At 65.4% G+C, this 15,034-nt stretch carries 18 protein-coding genes; 10 read left to right on the top strand and 8 right to left on the bottom strand.

The window, feature by feature from the left end:
* Positions 1-235 precede the first annotated feature (235 nt).
* The 5 genes from VB777_RS12265 to pdxH all read left to right on the top strand — a co-directional run bounded on the left by VB777_RS12265 (position 236) and on the right by pdxH (position 4,033).
* The gene (locus VB777_RS12265; RefSeq protein ID WP_197169887.1) at positions 236-1,354 is read left to right on the top strand and encodes a rhodanese-like domain-containing protein; all 1,119 of its coding nucleotides are present in this window, start codon (positions 236-238) and stop codon (positions 1,352-1,354) included.
* Between the two features lie 119 nt (positions 1,355-1,473).
* Positions 1,474-2,013: a rhodanese-like domain-containing protein gene (locus VB777_RS12260; RefSeq protein ID WP_416223904.1), complete on the top strand. Its 540-nt coding sequence runs from the start codon at positions 1,474-1,476 to the stop codon at positions 2,011-2,013.
* Complete coding sequence (locus VB777_RS12255) at positions 2,013-2,873, top strand: sulfite exporter TauE/SafE family protein (protein WP_323249274.1); 861 nt, start codon at positions 2,013-2,015, stop codon at positions 2,871-2,873. Before VB777_RS12260 ends, VB777_RS12255 begins: the two co-directional genes overlap by 1 nt.
* Complete coding sequence (locus tag VB777_RS12250; protein ID WP_197154372.1) at positions 2,870-3,319, top strand: hypothetical protein; 450 nt, start codon at positions 2,870-2,872, stop codon at positions 3,317-3,319. Before VB777_RS12255 ends, VB777_RS12250 begins: the two co-directional genes overlap by 4 nt.
* A gap of 84 nt (positions 3,320-3,403) precedes the next feature.
* Positions 3,404-4,033: a pyridoxamine 5'-phosphate oxidase gene (gene pdxH / locus VB777_RS12245; protein WP_416223905.1), complete on the top strand. Its 630-nt coding sequence runs from the start codon at positions 3,404-3,406 to the stop codon at positions 4,031-4,033.
* On the opposite strand, the gene VB777_RS12240 is transcribed toward pdxH, so the two are convergent.
* Positions 3,965-4,279: a hypothetical protein gene (locus tag VB777_RS12240; RefSeq protein WP_323249272.1), complete on the bottom strand. Its 315-nt coding sequence runs from the start codon at positions 4,277-4,279 to the stop codon at positions 3,965-3,967. The two genes, pdxH and VB777_RS12240, sit on opposite strands and share 69 nt — an antisense overlap.
* A 91-nt stretch (positions 4,280-4,370) precedes the next feature.
* Here VB777_RS12240 and VB777_RS12235 point away from each other — a divergent pair, with 91 nt between their 5' ends.
* Complete coding sequence (locus VB777_RS12235; RefSeq protein ID WP_322757285.1) at positions 4,371-5,237, top strand: transglutaminase family protein; 867 nt, start codon at positions 4,371-4,373, stop codon at positions 5,235-5,237.
* 159 nt (positions 5,238-5,396) lie between these two features.
* On the opposite strand, the gene VB777_RS12230 is transcribed toward VB777_RS12235, so the two are convergent.
* From VB777_RS12230 to VB777_RS12205, 6 genes are all read right to left on the bottom strand, one after another.
* Positions 5,397-5,693 carry an RNA recognition motif domain-containing protein gene (locus VB777_RS12230; protein WP_197154367.1) on the bottom strand — a complete coding sequence of 99 codons (297 nt, stop codon included), beginning with the start codon at positions 5,691-5,693 and terminating at the stop codon, positions 5,397-5,399.
* A gap of 83 nt (positions 5,694-5,776) precedes the next feature.
* On the bottom strand, positions 5,777-6,601 hold the full coding sequence (locus tag VB777_RS12225) for a hypothetical protein (RefSeq protein ID WP_323249269.1): 825 nt from the start codon (positions 6,599-6,601) through the stop codon (positions 5,777-5,779).
* Between the two features lie 101 nt (positions 6,602-6,702).
* A complete protein-coding gene (locus tag VB777_RS12220) occupies positions 6,703-6,846 on the bottom strand; it encodes a chlorophyll a/b-binding protein (protein ID WP_197154363.1) in 144 nt (47 codons plus the stop codon).
* A 46-nt stretch (positions 6,847-6,892) separates the two neighbouring features.
* The gene (locus VB777_RS12215; RefSeq protein WP_323249266.1) at positions 6,893-7,693 is read right to left on the bottom strand and encodes a hypothetical protein; all 801 of its coding nucleotides are present in this window, start codon (positions 7,691-7,693) and stop codon (positions 6,893-6,895) included.
* Positions 7,694-7,737: 44 nt separating this feature from the next.
* Entirely contained in the window at positions 7,738-8,448 is a 711-nt protein-coding gene (locus VB777_RS12210) for a hypothetical protein (protein ID WP_322757288.1), read from the bottom strand.
* A 57-nt stretch (positions 8,449-8,505) separates the two neighbouring features.
* Entirely contained in the window at positions 8,506-8,712 is a 207-nt protein-coding gene (locus tag VB777_RS12205; protein ID WP_197169882.1) for a hypothetical protein, read from the bottom strand.
* Between the two features lie 165 nt (positions 8,713-8,877).
* Between VB777_RS12205 and VB777_RS12200 the strand changes: the two genes are divergently transcribed.
* From VB777_RS12200 to VB777_RS12190, 3 genes are read left to right on the top strand one after another with little or no spacing between them, the layout of a single operon-like run.
* Positions 8,878-9,855, top strand: a complete 978-nt coding sequence (locus VB777_RS12200) for an ATP-binding cassette domain-containing protein (RefSeq protein WP_323249324.1) — start codon at positions 8,878-8,880, stop codon at positions 9,853-9,855.
* Positions 9,852-10,679, top strand: a complete 828-nt coding sequence (locus VB777_RS12195) for an ABC transporter permease (RefSeq protein ID WP_323249263.1) — start codon at positions 9,852-9,854, stop codon at positions 10,677-10,679. The genes VB777_RS12200 and VB777_RS12195 overlap by 4 nt, the downstream gene beginning before the upstream one ends.
* Before the next feature lie 44 nt (positions 10,680-10,723).
* Positions 10,724-11,512 carry an ABC transporter permease gene (locus tag VB777_RS12190; protein ID WP_323249321.1) on the top strand — a complete coding sequence of 263 codons (789 nt, stop codon included), beginning with the start codon at positions 10,724-10,726 and terminating at the stop codon, positions 11,510-11,512.
* Between the two features lie 62 nt (positions 11,513-11,574).
* Here the strand turns inward: VB777_RS12190 and VB777_RS12185 are convergent, their stop codons facing one another.
* Positions 11,575-13,086 (bottom strand): hypothetical protein, encoded by a 1,512-nt coding sequence (locus VB777_RS12185; protein ID WP_323249261.1) that lies wholly within the window; start codon positions 13,084-13,086, stop codon positions 11,575-11,577.
* A gap of 396 nt (positions 13,087-13,482) precedes the next feature.
* Between VB777_RS12185 and VB777_RS12180 the strand changes: the two genes are divergently transcribed.
* Positions 13,483-14,793: a Rieske 2Fe-2S domain-containing protein gene (locus VB777_RS12180; RefSeq protein WP_323249259.1), complete on the top strand. Its 1,311-nt coding sequence runs from the start codon at positions 13,483-13,485 to the stop codon at positions 14,791-14,793.
* Positions 14,794-15,034: the final 241 nt, after the last annotated feature.

The following is a 15,034-nucleotide window of genomic DNA, read 5'->3' as shown; positions in this document are numbered from 1 at the left end:
CACTAATGCAGTCATGGCGCTGAGTCGCCCCCTTCTGCAGAGCGCCATGGGGCGCCGCGCAAAGCCGGAGACCCCATCCAGGGCACCGCCGAGCTCGCATCGAGACAGCAGCGCCAGCCAGGCCGGCTCACCCGGGGACCGCAAGCGGCGGCCATGTCCACAGCCCAGGCCCAAAGAAAGACTTGCCTCTTCCCCTTTATGCGGCTACTGTCATAAAAGTGAGCACCACACCGCCATGGCCGTCGCCACTGCCCCCTCCATCTCCCTGGTCGCCGCGGCCGGAGGTGGATCCCTGCTGTTCCGCCAGCTGTTCGATGCCGACACCGGCACCTTCACCTATCTGCTGGCGGATGTCCCCAGCCGCCAGGGGGTTCTGATCGATTCGGTCTACGAGCAGCACGCCCGTGATCTCTCCTTGATCCGCGAACTGGGCATCGAACTCGTCGCCTCGATCGATACCCACGCCCACGCCGACCACGTCACTGGCAGCTGGCTGATGCATGACGCCACCGGCTGCGCCATCGCCCTGTCCGCCGCGGCCCGTGCCGACAACGTCACCCTGCCGCTCAACCATGGCGACCGTGTGACCTTCGGGGGGCGTTCCGTCGAGATCCGCAGCACCCCCGGTCATACCAATGGTTGCATCACCGTGGTGCTCGACGACCACTCCATGGCGTTCACCGGCGATGCGCTGTTGGTGCGCGGCTGCGGCCGATGCGATTTCCAGCAGGGCAACGCCCATACCCTCTGGAACTCGATCAAAGAGCAGATTTTCACTCTGCCGGAGAGCTGCCTGCTCTATCCCGGCCACGATTACAACGGCCGCAGCGTCAGCTCGGTCGTGGAGGAGAAGGCCTTCAACGCACGGCTGGGCGGCGACGCCACCGAGCGGGATTTCGTGGGCCACATGGAGAACATGAAACTCCCCCATCCCCACAAGATCGCCGAGGCGCTGCCGGGCAACATGCGCTCCGGCAAACCCCGCGAGACCAGCCCCAAGGCCACCTGGGCGCCCCTGGCCCGCAGCTATGCCGGGCTGCCCGAACTCACCCCCACCTGGGTGGTCGCCCACCAGAGCGATCTCACCCTGCTCGACGTGCGCTCCGCCGAGGAATTCAACGGTCCCGATGGTCGGGTGGCCGGCAGCCTGCTGATCCCCCTGCCGGATCTCGAAGCCCAGGCCTCCAGCATCCCCACCGATCGCCCCGTGGTGGTGGTCTGCCATTCGGGCAGCCGCTCCGCCCTGGCCACCCAGCAACTGCTCAAGGCCGGCCGCTGGCAGGTGGCCAACCTGCGCGGCGGCCTCAGTCGCTGGGCGGCTGAGGGCTACCCCCTGGAAGGCGTCAAAGCCTGAAGACGGATCCAGCGGCAACGGTCATCCGCTCAACACGCCTGTCCTCTCCCAGAAGCATGGCGTCGACCAAGACCATCACGACTCCCAAGACACCTAGTACCCGCAAAGCCACCACCGCGATGACCACCACCAAGGCCATGTCCAGCCACAGCCCGATCACAGCCCATGAGCTGGCCGACCAACTGGCCGCCCGGGATGTCACGGTGATCGACGTGCGTGAACCGATGGAATACGTCGGCGGCCATATCGCCGGCAGCCTCAACATTCCCCTGTCCCGCATCACGGAGGCCGACCTGCCCCAGGGGCCGCTGGTGCTGGTCTGTCAGAGCGGCAACCGCAGTGCCAAAGCTCTGGCCCTGCTGCAGCAGCTGGGCCGGCAGCACCCCCTCACCGATCTGCAGGGCGGTGTGCCCGCCTGGCAGCAAGCCGGCTTCCCGGTACGCAAGCTCAAGGGAGCGCCCCTGCCCCTGATGCGCCAGGTGCAGATCGCCGCAGGCTCGCTGGTACTGCTGGGTGTGATTCTGAGCCAGGCGGTGGCGCCGGGCTGGATCTGGCTGAGTGGCTTCGTGGGTGCCGGCCTCACCTTCGCGGGCATCAGCGGCTTCTGCGGCATGGCCCGCCTGCTGGCGGTGATGCCCTGGAACCGGGTCTCGATGTGATGGCCGCCTCGATCCATGCGGCAACCGAGCTCTCTTTCACCATGGTGCTGATGCTGCTGGCAGGCGGGGCCCTGATCGGCTTCCTGCTGGCGGTGCTCGGGGCCGGCGGCTCGATCCTGCTGCTGCCCCTGCTGGTGAGTGGTGCGGCGCTGTCTACCAAGGCTGCCGTGCCGCTCTCCCTGCTGGTGGTCACCCTGCTGGCCCTCGGCAATGTGGGGCCCTACATCCGCCGCGGTCAGGTGGCGATCAGGCCCGGCCTGGTGCTGGGGGTTCCGGCCCTGGCCGGCAGCTGGATCGGCGGCTCCATGGTCAAGGCCGGCTGGATCGCCGAGATGGTGCAGCTGGGGATCTTCGCGGCAGCGGCTCTGGTGGCCTCCTGGCTGCTCACCCGCCGCAGTGCCCTCCAGGAAGCGGCCAACGGCGGCAACACAACCGGTTTTCCGCTGGCCCTGGCGGCGCAGGGAGTGCTGGTGGGCCTGCTCACCGGCATCGCAGGCGTGGGCGGCGGCTTCGCCATCGTTCCCGCCCTGGTGCTGCTGGCTGGACTGCCGATGGCGCTGGCCAGCGGCACCAGCCTGCTCCTGATCGCCACCAACTCACTGGTCGCCCTGGCGGCCCTGGGTCACTGGCCAGGCCCCGAGCTGCCCTTGATGCTGCCCCTGCTCGGCGGTGGCGCCATCGGGGCCGTGGCTGGGCAACGCCTCGCCCCCCACCTGCCGGACCGGATCCTGCGCCAGGGCTTTTCCGCCCTGCTGATCGGCTCGGCCCTGCTCACCGGTTTCGAGGCCTGGCGCCGCCAGCCGCAGGCCACCCCGACCATCCCAGATCCACCCACGCCTGCCCTGCCTGCCCAGCGATGAGCCCACAACGCACCTTCCAGTTCCGGCTGCGCAGCAGCCATGCCGCCCCCGATCGCGCCACCGAGGGGCTGGTGGTGGAGTTCCTCACCGACTCCGGCCAATGGGAACCGCAGCAGCTCAGCCTGACGATGCCGGGCTTCCGGATCTATCTGATCGCACTGCTGCTCTGTCAGCACGTCTATCTGGTGGCCAACGCCCGGGAAAAGGCGATCCCGTTGCAACAGGTGGAGGCCGATTTCGTTGTGACCACCAGCAGCGACTGGATCATCGACAGCGTCGACGGTGACTTCCGCATCCGGCTCGATGCCAACGCCAGCGCGCAGGAGCGCAATCTCGCCGATGCCGACGCGATCGCCTACATGCAGGAGCGCATGAAGCTCTGCCCGATCTCCCGCAACCTGCCGGAGAGTGTGCGCAAGCGCATCGACCTCACCGCCCTGAGCTGAACTCGGGACGATTGATCCAGCACCTGAGAGCCCGTGGAGCCGCCCGACACCCCCAGCGGCAAAGCCGCAGCAAGCAGCGTCGATGTGGCCCAACTGCGCCGCGACTACCGCCGCGAGGGTCTGCGCCGCGCTGATCTCGATGCCGATCCCGTTGCCCAGTTCCGGCTGTGGTTCCAGCAGGCCACTGCGGCGGAACTGCTGGAGCCCAACGCCATGGTGCTCTCCACCACCGATGGCCACCGCCCCAGCTCACGCACCGTGCTGCTCAAGGCGTTCGATGATCGCGGCTTCGTGTTCTTCACCAACTACCAGAGCCGCAAGGCCAGCGAGATCGCCAGCGATCCCCAGGTGAGCCTGCTGTTCCCCTGGTACGGGCTGGAGCGTCAGGTGGCGATCCTGGGGCAGGCGGAGCGGATTTCGGCGGCGGAATCCCTGGCTTACTTCACCTCCAGGCCCTTCGGCAGCCGCCTCGGGGCCTGGGTGTCGCAGCAGAGCACGGTGATCAGCTCCCGCCAGATCCTGGAGATGACCTGGGAGGAGATGAAGCGGCGCTTCGCCGATGGAGAGGTGCCCCTGCCCTCCGCCTGGGGCGGCATTCGGGTGGTGCCGAACGAGTTCGAGTTCTGGCAGGGTCGCCAGAACCGTCTACACGATCGCTTCCGCTACAGGCTCCGGCCAGAGGGCGGCTGGGCGATCGAACGCCTGGCTCCCTGATCCTCTCGCCGTGTTGGGCCCCACGACAGGGGCGGCGGGCTTGCGCAGGCTCTCGATCCCCATCCAGATCACACTCAGACCGATCATCAGAAACGAGAGCGCTCCTACCCCCGCCAGGATCCGCAGCCCCAGCGGCATGCCGGGCGAGGGCGGCAGATCGTCGTCGTCAGGGAGGCCCGGGCTGCCGGGTCGGGCCGGTGGGCGCGGAAAGTGCTGGGGACGCGCCGGTCGATGCGGCTGGCTCACGGACGGCCTGATTGGCTGGAAAGCCCATTGTGGAGCGCGATTCGCACCGGCTTTCGTCCAGGCTGGGCAGCGATTGTGCCCCAGTGGCTCCGTGTTCTTCCAGATCCGCCACGAACTCCACTACGCCTACGCCAGGCCCGTGTTCCTGGAACCGATGACCCTGCGGCTCACCCCGCGCCAGGACTGCACCCAGACCGTGCTCAGCCACCGCCTGCAGGTGCGTGATCCAGCCGACGGCGCAGCGGCGGTGCTCGAACCCGGCGGCGGCGACGGGCTGGTGCTCTGGTTCCACAAGGAACGCCAGACCCTGCATCTCCAGGTGGAGATGCAGGTGGAAACCCACCGCGACAATCCGTTCGACTGGATCGTGACCGAGCCGGCAGCCCGGCATCTGCCGCTCACCTACACACCGGCTCTGCGCGCAGCCCTGGCGCCCTGCCTGGGTGGGCCGCAGCATCCGCAGGTCAGCGCCTGGGCTGCCGAGCTGGCCGAATCCGTGCAGGGATCCACCACCGACTTTCTGATGGCCCTGGCCGATCAGATCCACCACGGCTTCCACCATGTGGGCCGGCCCGATGGGGCAGCGCTGCAACCGGAGCAGACCCTGCAGGAGCGCACCGGGGCCTGCCGCGACACGGCGGTGCTCTACGTGGCCGCCTGCCGCAGCCTCGGCCTGGCGGCCCGCTTCGTGAGCGGCTACTCGATGCACCATCCACCCGAGGTGAGCGAGCACGAGCTGCACGCCTGGGCGGAGGTGTATGTGCCCGGCGGTGGCTGGCGCGCCTACGACCCCAGCCTCGGGCTGGCCGTGGCCGATGGCCACGTGGTGCTGGCCGCCGCCGCGGATCCGGAGCTGGCGGCGGCGGTGTCCGGCACCTACCGGGGCACCGGCGTGACCTCCACGATGGAGTATCGGGTCGACCTGCGCGCCGCCGAGACCCGGGAAGCCCTCGGCTGAGACAAGGAAACGCCCATGAAAAAACCGCCCCGTTACCAGGGCGGTCAGCTGTGATTGGAAGCAGGTATTGCCGTTCTGCAGGCCCGGAGATCGGGCAAGCAGGTCAGCAACAGATCAATCAGCAATCAGGCCGGTCAGAGATGATCGGCTCGGCTGTGATCACCAGCGGTTGCCGCCGCCACCACCACCGCCGTAGCCACCACCACCGCCGCTGGGACGGGGCTCGGCCTTGTTGACACGGATGGCACGACCCATCCACTCCACGTTCTGGAGATCATCGATGGCCTTGGCTTCATCAGCCTCGTTGGCCATCTCGACGAAGGCGAAACCGCGCTTGCGGCCGGTTTCACGATCGAGAGGAACGCTGCACTTGCGCACCTGTCCGTATTCGGCGAACAGCTGCTGGAGATCTTCCACTTCGGCATCGAAGGAAAGATTCCCGACGTAAATAGACATGAACTCGTTGAACTATGAACCGATCCGAAAACAGCCCCCAAGAAAGTTATGAGCTCGCTTAAGAGAAATCTTGAGATCGGCTTTTACCTTACAGCACCAGGGACAGCCCCCGGACCGTCCTGCGCGAAGACGGTGCAGCTGGCCAGCTCGCAGTACTGCGCCTCGGCCATCGAATCCAGAGAAAAACTGGTCCAGGTGGCGCAGGCTTCTGGAACCGCCGCCACCACGAGCCAATCAATCCGGCGACGGCCGTAGGTGAGGCCCACGCAGGTGAGGGAGCGGTCGTCCGCCATCAACGACCAGAGCACGTGCAGGTCGGGGCGTTGGTAGGGGATCGGCTGGGTCTGCAAAGGCTGCTCGGCCATCACACCCGGCAGGAGCTCGAGCCGGCGCTGGTTCTCCCAGCTGAGGTAAGCGCCATCCTCGGTGGGATAAAACCAGCAGGTTTCGTTTTCGGCATCGCGCAACGGGAAAGCATCGAGACGCTCGACGCCGCTGATCGACATGCGGCTGGCGGGATGGCCATCGCCAGGCACTGGCACGCTGGTGCTGACTTGGCGATCGCTGACTTCGTTGTCGCTGACTTCGTTGTCGCTGAATGCGCTGCCGCTGATCGCATAGACGCCGATCCAGAGGCTGCGGGGGTCGAAATGGGGCACCACGGCATCGCAGAGCCTGGAGCGGCGGCCGTCGACCGGCTCGATCGGATCGGAACCAGTCGCATCGGCCTTGCCGGAGTCAATGAGAGCCTGCAGGGACCCGGGCCAGTCATCCGGCAGGCGGAAGAGACGCAGGGCCACGCCACTGCCTACGCCGCGGCGCTGGGCCTCCACCAGAGAGGGCCAGTCAGCGCCATCACCGGGCAGCAGAGCCTCGGGGGCCACAACAAAGACGAGCAGATGAGCCATGGCCCTCGCCGAGGCGACAGAAACTCCGGAGATAGCAAAGCCCGGCTGGCGCCTGCCAACCGGGCTGGAGATCACGGCCGTGAAGACCGCTGATCCAGAACTCAGCCGAGGCCGATCTGGCTCAGGATGCCCTGGCCGGTGAGCAGCTCGGTGGCAAGGCCGATCACGAAGCCCAGCATGGCCAGGCGGCCGTTCCAGGTCTCAGCGAATGCAACGAAACCGAAGCGGGAATCAGAGGTGGTCATCGGGTTGTAACGATGTGTTGCCACCACTGTAACAGGGTGTGAAGAGTTATGGGCGCTTCTCGGCGCAGGGAAGCGGGTGATAGCCGTTGCCGTTCTCCTGCCAGCCCAGATAGGCCGTGCCCGGCAGGGCCTCCTGCAGCGGTTCCGCCGGAGGCGTGCTCGGATTGCGGGGATACGCGCTGCCGTCGTGGGTGAGCAGGGCGTAAAAGCCATGGCCGGCATCGATCCGCACCCGGCTGATCAACTCCTTCCAGCCGCCCCGGAGCCGACTGGTCACGATCAGGGGGTCCTTGAACAGAGACATGCGGCTGATCGGCTCCAGTGTGCCGTGCTGGTTCTGGAAGATCAGCAGGGAGCAACCACCGGTGCCGCAGACCGTCGGGCCGATCACCGTGGCCACCACCTCCTCGCTGCCGTCGCCGTTGAGGTCGACCCGGTTGTAGGCGTAGCGCAGGTTGCCGGCGTTGAGACAGGCCTGCTGGCGGATGTGGCGGCACGCCTGCTTCCACTCCTGGGTGCCGTGATCGGGACCATGGCCATCGGCATCCACCGCCGAGGCGGGAAACAGGGCATGCAGCAGGGCCTTCTCCACCGCCGCATCCGGCGTGGCCAGGGGAGGTACGGCGCGCAGCACCTGGGGCTCGGCGGGAGTCCTTGCCCGAGGTGCATCGCCAGACGCGGCGCCCATGCCTTCCGCCGCTGTTGCCGCCAGGGGTTGCAGCATCAGACTGGAGGCCACCACACCCAGCAGAATCGGCAGACCGGAAGCCCAGGATCGACACCGCCCCGATTGATCGGTCCCGGGAGCCGAAGAGAAGCGGATACGGATCACAGGCAGTGAGCTCACGGATACACAGAGCACAGGACCAGATGTGTTCAACCAGCCAGGGATCAGCCTGCCTGTCCCGGCGCATCGGGTGACGACAGCACGGTGAGGGGCACCACCAGCTCCATCAGTTCCAGGGGAGCCTTCGGATCGGGCGGCACCATCACCAGCATGGTGTGGGCATTGGGGCGGGTGTCCGGCTGTTCTTCCAGGATCTCCACCGCCAGCAAGGTCTGGCGAAACAGGCGGCCCTTCGCCTCCAGCAACTGCACGAAGATGTCAGGGGTCCAGCGAGCGCCGGGGCCGCGGCAGGGATAGGCCTCCAGCAGATCAAGAATCTCCAGTTCCTCCAGCATCGGCGTGGTCTGCTCGTCCCAGACCAGCAGGGCCGCGCTATCGAGGGCATTGGTCTGCAACAGGTCAGATTCGGCCGTCAGCAGGGCTTCGAGCGACACCTCGGTGTCATCCCGTTCAATCGTCTGAAGCAGAGCTTCCAGCACCACCTGGGTGGAGTCATCGATCTGATCGCCATGGCAGGCGAGCAGATTGGTGATCGCCTGCTCGATCTCCTCGGCCGGCAACACCATCAGCAGGGCCTTGCTGATCGCTTCGAGCACGTCGACCGCCTCGATGCCGACGGCTGAATCGGGATCGTCGGTGCCATCGCCTTCTGAGTCGTCGTCAGTGTCGACGCCGCCAAAGGCGAGCTCGGGATCGGCCAGAAAGCGATCGATCGCGGTGAGCACCAGGGCCTGCTCCGGGGATAGGGCGCTCATCGGTGGGGGCTGCGCAGTCACCGCAGCATGGCCAGGCCGGTCGCCGCCTGCCCGGCCTCACTCCACCTTCACCACATCGACCGGCCCTGCACCGAGGCGGTTGAGTTCCTCTGCGGCACGGATCGCCGCCTCATGGGTATGGAAGCGGTGGGCTTCGCCGGCCGTGGCGACATCGCTGAGGTGTTGATCCTCTCCCTGCACCGCAAGGAACATGCCGCGGCCGAGGTGCTTGATCACGTAGTGCTCAGCCTGGGTGCAGTCCATCGGATGGGCTGGATCGATCTCAGGCGCCCAGAAGTGCATTGCAGGGGCTGGTGGGTGCGACCCAGGGTAGATCTGGCGAAGCGGTGATGGGTAAATCTGTGCTGGACAAGTTTCTAACTGACAAGATCTGCACGATCGGAAGCCGTCCAGACTCCCTCGATGGCCATCGTCAACGTCAGCGGGCTCAGCAAGACCTTCCGGGTGGCCGACAAGCAGCCCGGTCTTGGCGGCACCCTGCGCCACTTCCTCCAGCGACGCCATCGCCTCGTGACGGCTGTGCAGGACATCAACATCGCGATCGAACCCGGTGAAATGGTGGGGTTCCTCGGGCCGAATGGTGCCGGCAAGACCACCACCTTGAAGATGCTGACGGGCCTGATTCACCCCAGCGCCGGCACGGTGCGGGTGGCCGGCCATGAACCCTTCCGTAGGCAGGCGGACTTCCTGCGTCAGATCACGCTGGTGATGGGTCAGAAGCAGCAGCTGATCTGGGATCTGCCGCCACTCGATTCGTTGCGGGTCCATGCCGCCGTCTACGGCATCGGCGCGGCCGAGAGCAAGCGCCGGATCGCCGAGCTGGCCGACATGCTGGAACTGGATGAGGAACTGACCCGTCCGGTTCGCAAACTCTCCCTGGGGCAGCGCATGAAGGCCGAACTGATGGCGGCGTTGCTGCATCAGCCGGCGGTGCTGTTTCTCGATGAACCCACCCTGGGACTGGACGTGAACGCCCAGGTGCGGGTGCGTTCCTTTCTGGCCGACTACAACCGCCGCACCGGTGCCACGGTGCTGCTCACCAGCCACTACATGGGCGATATCACGGCCCTGTGTGAGCGGGTGCTGCTGATTCACCAGGGGCGACTCTTTTACGACGGCAGCCTTGAAGGGCTCACCGACCAGTTGGCGCCCTGCCGCCAGGTGCGACTGGAGTTACGCCATGTCTTGCCGGCCCGCATGTTCGAGAGCTACGGAACCCTGGAAAGCCAGAACGGCAACGAGGTGCGGCTGCTGATCGAACGGGATCGACTGACGGAGCAGGTGGGTCGTCTTCTGGCCGATTTCGATGTCTGTGACCTGGAAGTGAACGATCCACCGGTGGAGGAGATCATCGGCCAACTGTTCCGTCAGAGGGACGACCGATGAGCAAGAAGCTGCAGCGGGGATTGCGCCTTGTGCGGGTGCTGCTGAGCAGCCAATACGCGTACATGCTGGAGTACCGCGCCGAGATTGCGCTATGGGCGCTCTCGGGCGTGCTGCCTTTCATCATGCTCGGCCTCTGGAGTGGGGCCAGCGGCATCAACGGCAACGCCCCCACCGCTGAACTCCCATCGCTGGGATTGGATCCCATCGCCCTGGCGCGGTATTTTCTGGCTGTGTTCATCGTGCGCCAGTTCACGCTGGTGTGGGTGATCTACACCTTTGAGGAAGACCATCTCCAGGGCCGGCTTTCGGGCTATCTGCTGCAGCCACTGGCGCCGGTCTGGCGGTATGTGAGCGCCCACATCGCCGAACAGGCCACACGTCTGCCCTTCGTGATCGCCCTGGCAGCCCTGTTCTTCCTGCTCTATCCCGCCGCCTTCTGGCTGCCGTCTCCAGCGGCGCTTCTGCTGGCGGTCATGGCCATGCAGCTCGCCTTCGCCCTGCGCTTCCTGATCCAGTTCGCCCTCACCACGGTCTGCTTCTGGAGCGAACGGGCCAGCGCCCTGGAGCGGCTGCTGTTCATTCCCTATCTCTATCTCTCCGGCCTGATCGCCCCGTTGCAGCTGTATCCCGAACCGGTGCGGCGCCTGGCGCTGTGGACCCCGTTTCCCTACATGATTGCGATCCCGGCCCAGCTGCTGGCCGGCGATGCGGTGGATGTCGTCGCCAGCTTCGCGGTGGTGGGCGGCTGGATTGCCATTCTGCTGCCGCTGACGCTGTTCCTTTGGAGACGGGGATTGCGGAAGTACGGAGCCATGGGCGCGTGATGCTCGACGACACGATGTTCGGCAGCAAGAGGTTCAGGAAAACAGTGGTGCGCTACTGGCGCAGCCTGCGCAGCTTCTGGGGAGCGGCCCTGGCGGCCGAGATGGAATACCAGATCAACCTGCTGATCGAACTGTTGGCCACCGGCGGCAATCTGGCCGGCAGTCTGTTCGTGTTGTCGCTGTTCTACCGCTCCGGCCATGGGCTGGGGGGCTGGAGCTGGGAGGCGGCCTTGGTGGTGCTGGGCATGTACACGGTGCTGGATGGCATCGCCAGCACCCTGCTGCAACCCAACCTCAGCACGATCGTGGGTCATGTCCAGAATGGCAGCCTGGATTATGTGCTGCTCAAACCGATCGACAGCCAGTTCTGGCTGTCGTTGCGCACCATTTCTCCCTGGGGGCTCCCCGGGATCGTGCTGGGATTGGGCCTGGTGGTGGTGGGCGCAATCCGTGCCGGCGCCACGCCGAGCCCACAGGATGTGCTGCTCACGGGGCTGATGCTGATCTGCGGCAGTCTGATCCTGTACAGCCTCTGGTTCATTCTGGCGGCCACCAGCATCTGGTTTGTGAAAGTGTGGAATGCCACCGAGGTGCTGCGCAGCTTTCTGGCGGCCGGCCGCTATCCCATCAGCGCCTATCCGATCGGCCTGCGGCTGTTCTTCACCATGGTGTTGCCAGTCGCTTTCCTCACCACGGTGCCCGCCGAAGCCTTGCTGGGCCGCGCCGGATTCAGCTGGCTCGCGGCTTCAGGACTGGTCGCCAGTCTGGCCCTGCTCGCCAGCCGCTGGTTCTGGAGATTTGCACTCCGTTTCTATACCTCTGCCTCGAGCTGATCAGGATGGGCTCGCAACAGTCGAGCCGCTACGAGAAAGATTGCAACACCATCCTGAAGCCATCACCAGACATTCTCAATCACGTTCATTGCCTGCAGATAAGCCGGCACATGATCCTGGCCTAGCTGATCGTCCGAGAAGGTGTCGTCCAGAGCGGCCTTACGGGCGTTGTCCGCGATCACGGCAGTGGCGAGCAGATCGAGCGCTTCTGGGTTATCGAGGCTCTGCAGGGCCTCAGCGTATTTGCGGCTGTGGGTCGGCCGCACCGATTCCTGGCAGTAATTCGACATCTCCCGACTTTCGGTCATCACCGAAAAGGCAATGTCCTTGGTGCTCGGCTTGCCATAGACCGCCATATAGAGCAGGTTCACCATCGAGGCATCGTGCACCAGGATGCTGTAGTTGCGCACGATCTGCGGCCAGCAACTCAAGGCCTTGAGCCCCTCCAGGCCGCCGCGGGGCAAGCCAGCCGCTTCACACCAATCCTGCAGTTCCTCCATGGTGTGCGGGCAGCGTTGATGCACCCGCATGCGCTCCGCCAGAATCTGGCCCACCTGGAAGTTCCGGGTCGGGCTGCCCGAGACCGGCTGCATCATGCTGCCGCGCACGTCAGCCACCATGGCGGTGAGCTGGGCGAAGGTGTGGTCGCGCACCTTCTCCATGTCGCCGCCGCGGTTGAGAGCCGCCTCAATGCGCTGCACGCCATAGCCCAGCTCGGTGAGGGCGATCGGCTGGCGGCCGTAGAGCCGCTGACGATCGCGGCGCGCCATCGACACCGTTGCGGCCTGATCGATGCATTGATCGAGCAGCAGGGTAAGCAGGGTGGGGAGGATGCCGGTGTTCTCACGGTGATAGGCGTGTCCAAAGCCGGCAAAGATGGAGGAGATATTCTTGGCCGCCTTGATATATTGCGCTTCAATGTTGTGAATCCCTGGCGACACCTGAATATTGGGCGAGATCTTGTCCAGCATCCGAGCCCCCAGCAGGGCCGTCAGTGCATTGGGGTGGCAGAAGTTGGCCGTGAAGCTATCGACCGGATTGCGAAGAGCGCCGTGCCGATGGAAGCCGGAAAAGAAAGCCAGATTTGGAAATCTCTCGCACAACACATAGGATTCGTTGCGAATGTGATCGTGGCTGAAGGAGCCTGCCAGGCAAGCCAGCACCACCTGTTCACGTTTAAGCTCGGTTCGCAGAGCACAGGCGTCCTGCACGTCTTGGTCAATGTGATTGCTGTTGGCGCTCAGCACCACCAGATCGCAGTGCTGGATCAGATCTGCCAGTCCGTTGGTGGCCGCAGCTCCCTGCTGCGGATGGTGCGCCATGCGCTTCACGGTTTCGAGATGCTCCGGATCCATGCCGGCAATGGCGTCGTCCGAGAAGGCACCCATCAGATCGCGGCCCGGCCTGGGGGCCAGCATCAGGCTGCTGCCATCGGTATGCATGGCGCAGTTGTAGGCGATCGAGCCTGGATAAAGACCGATGCTGTAGAGACCCACCTTGCCAGAATCGATCTGCTGGATTCTGCGCTTGATCGCGTCTTTGTCCAGCGAGTCATCGAAGAAGGCGTTTTGCATACTGGCTGTTGAAGGCGCGCGCGGTCTTGATTGATCGCAATTGTAAAGGAGCCCTGCCATGCCTGGCCCCGGAGGGAGCAACACACTTCATCATCCCTATGCAATCTCGCCGGTCCTGGTGATTCAAGCAGCCACGATCACCAGTCACTGGTCCTAGTCCGACCTCGCAACACCGTCGCCTTCAAACTGATTGTTTTCCTGCTGAATCAACCCAGACTCACACCATTCCTCGCCGTGATCACACCACTCGCCTGGATCAGAGCAGTGCCCTGATGGGCATCCCCAGCACACCGTCAGAACACGCGTCCCCCCGACCATCTCGCCCGGCTGCACCCACCTCCTGCCGTTGGCGGCGCGGGGTTGCCAGGATGCATGATCCCTGCGTCGTCTTCTGCCATGCCCCCAGCTGTGGACTGGCATCGACACTGGTATCCGGTGGCTCCTCTGGCGGATCTCGACCGCCGCCGCCCCCAGCCCTTCACCCTGCTGGAGCACGACCTGGTGCTCTGGTGGGAGGAGGCAGCCCAGCAGTGGCGCGCCTTCGCGGACGTTTGCCCCCACCGGTTGGTGCCCCTCAGCGACGGCCGCATCAATGCCAAGGGCGAGTTGGAATGCCCGTATCACGGCTGGAGCTTCGAGGGCAGTGGCCGCTGCACCCTCATCCCCCAGGCCGAATCCGACGCCGCCCTCGCCTCACCGCGAACGACCTGCCGCACCTACGCCACGGCTGAAGCCCAGGGCCTGCTGTTCGTGTTCGCCGGCGATCCGAACGAGGCCGCCACGGTGCCGTTGCCGCTGGTGCCGGCCCTGGAGGAACCCGGGGAACCCTGGCTGGTGCAGGACACCTTCCGGGATCTGCCGATGGATGCCCTCACCCTGCTGGAGAACGTGCTCGATGTGAGCCACGTGCCCTTCACCCACCACAAGACCGTGGGCAACCGCGCCACCGCAGCACCGGTGCGGGCCGAACTCACCAGCTTCGGCGAGGAGGGATTCACGGGGCTGTGGCCGGAGGGTCCGCGCAAGGGAAGCCTCGGCAGCCAGCACACCACCTTTGCGGCGCCGGGCCTGATGTGGCACGAGCTCGACGCCAAGGCGTTCGCCCGCATTCTCACCGTGGTCTATGCGGTGCCGATCCGCCGCGGCGAGTGCCGGTTGCTGGCCCGCTTCCCGTTCCGCTTCCGCTCCCCCTGGCCGGCGCGCCTGCTGGGGCTGCGGCCCCGCTGGCTGCAGCACATCAGCAACCATCGCGTGCTGGAAGACGACCAGCTGTTTCTCCACTGGCAGGAGCGGGTGCTGGAGAGCCAGGGGAGAAGTGGCGCCGCCGGCCGCGCCTACAACCTGGCCACGGGCGCCGATCTCTACGTCAAAGCCCTGCACGACTGGGTGAGCCGCTTTTCAGCCGATCCGTTCCCGGAACAGTCCTTACCGCCGCGACTGGAGCGGGATGCGCTGATGGAGCGTTATCACACCCATACCGAGCACTGCCAATCCTGTGGAGGCGCCCTGGCTGCAATCCGTCGCTGGCGGCCGTGGCTGCCGCTGCCGCTCTGGGGAAGCCTGGCCGCGATCGCCTGGTTCCACAATCTGCCTGCCCTGGTGGCCGGGGGCCTGGTGGCCCTGGCCAGCGCTCTGGCTGATCGTCAGCTGGGCCGCTGGGAGCAGGGGCTGTTGCGCGGCAAGGGAGAACCGCCGCGTAATCTGTGAGCTGGGCTGAGTTTTCAGGATTTTCCTGGGGTTCCGGCGATTGGGATAATTACGGATTCCTACGAGAAAGCTCCACCCCTTCTTAATATACCGATGCTGAGGAATAGAGTACGTTCTGGCCTACATAGACGATGGACGAGGTCAACGAGCTCAATCTAGGTGGACAAGCAGAAGGCTCCACTGTCCCTGGATTTGATGCGACCTGGTACGAGACTCACTCGCCGCAGCCGTCCTCCCTGCC

This window comes from Synechococcus sp. CCY9202 (assembly GCF_034931685.1).
GTDB lineage: Bacteria > Cyanobacteriota > Cyanobacteriia > PCC-6307 > Cyanobiaceae > CBW1002.
This window is presented reverse-complemented; position numbering and strand designations above follow the sequence as displayed.

Coding starts and splice junctions, on each gene's coding strand:
- VB777_RS12265 (WP_197169887.1), top strand. CDS start 236: ATGGCCGTCGCCACTGCCCCCTCCATCTCCCTGGTCGCCGCGGCCGGA.
- VB777_RS12260 (WP_416223904.1), top strand. CDS start 1,474: ATGACCACCACCAAGGCCATGTCCAGCCACAGCCCGATCACAGCCCAT.
- VB777_RS12255 (WP_323249274.1), top strand. CDS start 2,013: ATGGCCGCCTCGATCCATGCGGCAACCGAGCTCTCTTTCACCATGGTG.
- VB777_RS12250 (WP_197154372.1), top strand. CDS start 2,870: ATGAGCCCACAACGCACCTTCCAGTTCCGGCTGCGCAGCAGCCATGCC.
- VB777_RS12230 (WP_197154367.1), bottom strand. CDS start 5,693: ATGTCTATTTACGTCGGGAATCTTTCCTTCGATGCCGAAGTGGAAGAT.
- VB777_RS12225 (WP_323249269.1), bottom strand. CDS start 6,601: ATGGCTCATCTGCTCGTCTTTGTTGTGGCCCCCGAGGCTCTGCTGCCC.
- VB777_RS12220 (WP_197154363.1), bottom strand. CDS start 6,846: ATGACCACCTCTGATTCCCGCTTCGGTTTCGTTGCATTCGCTGAGACC.
- VB777_RS12210 (WP_322757288.1), bottom strand. CDS start 8,448: ATGAGCGCCCTATCCCCGGAGCAGGCCCTGGTGCTCACCGCGATCGAT.
- VB777_RS12205 (WP_197169882.1), bottom strand. CDS start 8,712: ATGGACTGCACCCAGGCTGAGCACTACGTGATCAAGCACCTCGGCCGC.
- VB777_RS12195 (WP_323249263.1), top strand. CDS start 9,852: ATGAGCAAGAAGCTGCAGCGGGGATTGCGCCTTGTGCGGGTGCTGCTG.
- VB777_RS12185 (WP_323249261.1), bottom strand. CDS start 13,086: ATGCAAAACGCCTTCTTCGATGACTCGCTGGACAAAGACGCGATCAAG.
- VB777_RS12180 (WP_323249259.1), top strand. CDS start 13,483: ATGCCCCCAGCTGTGGACTGGCATCGACACTGGTATCCGGTGGCTCCT.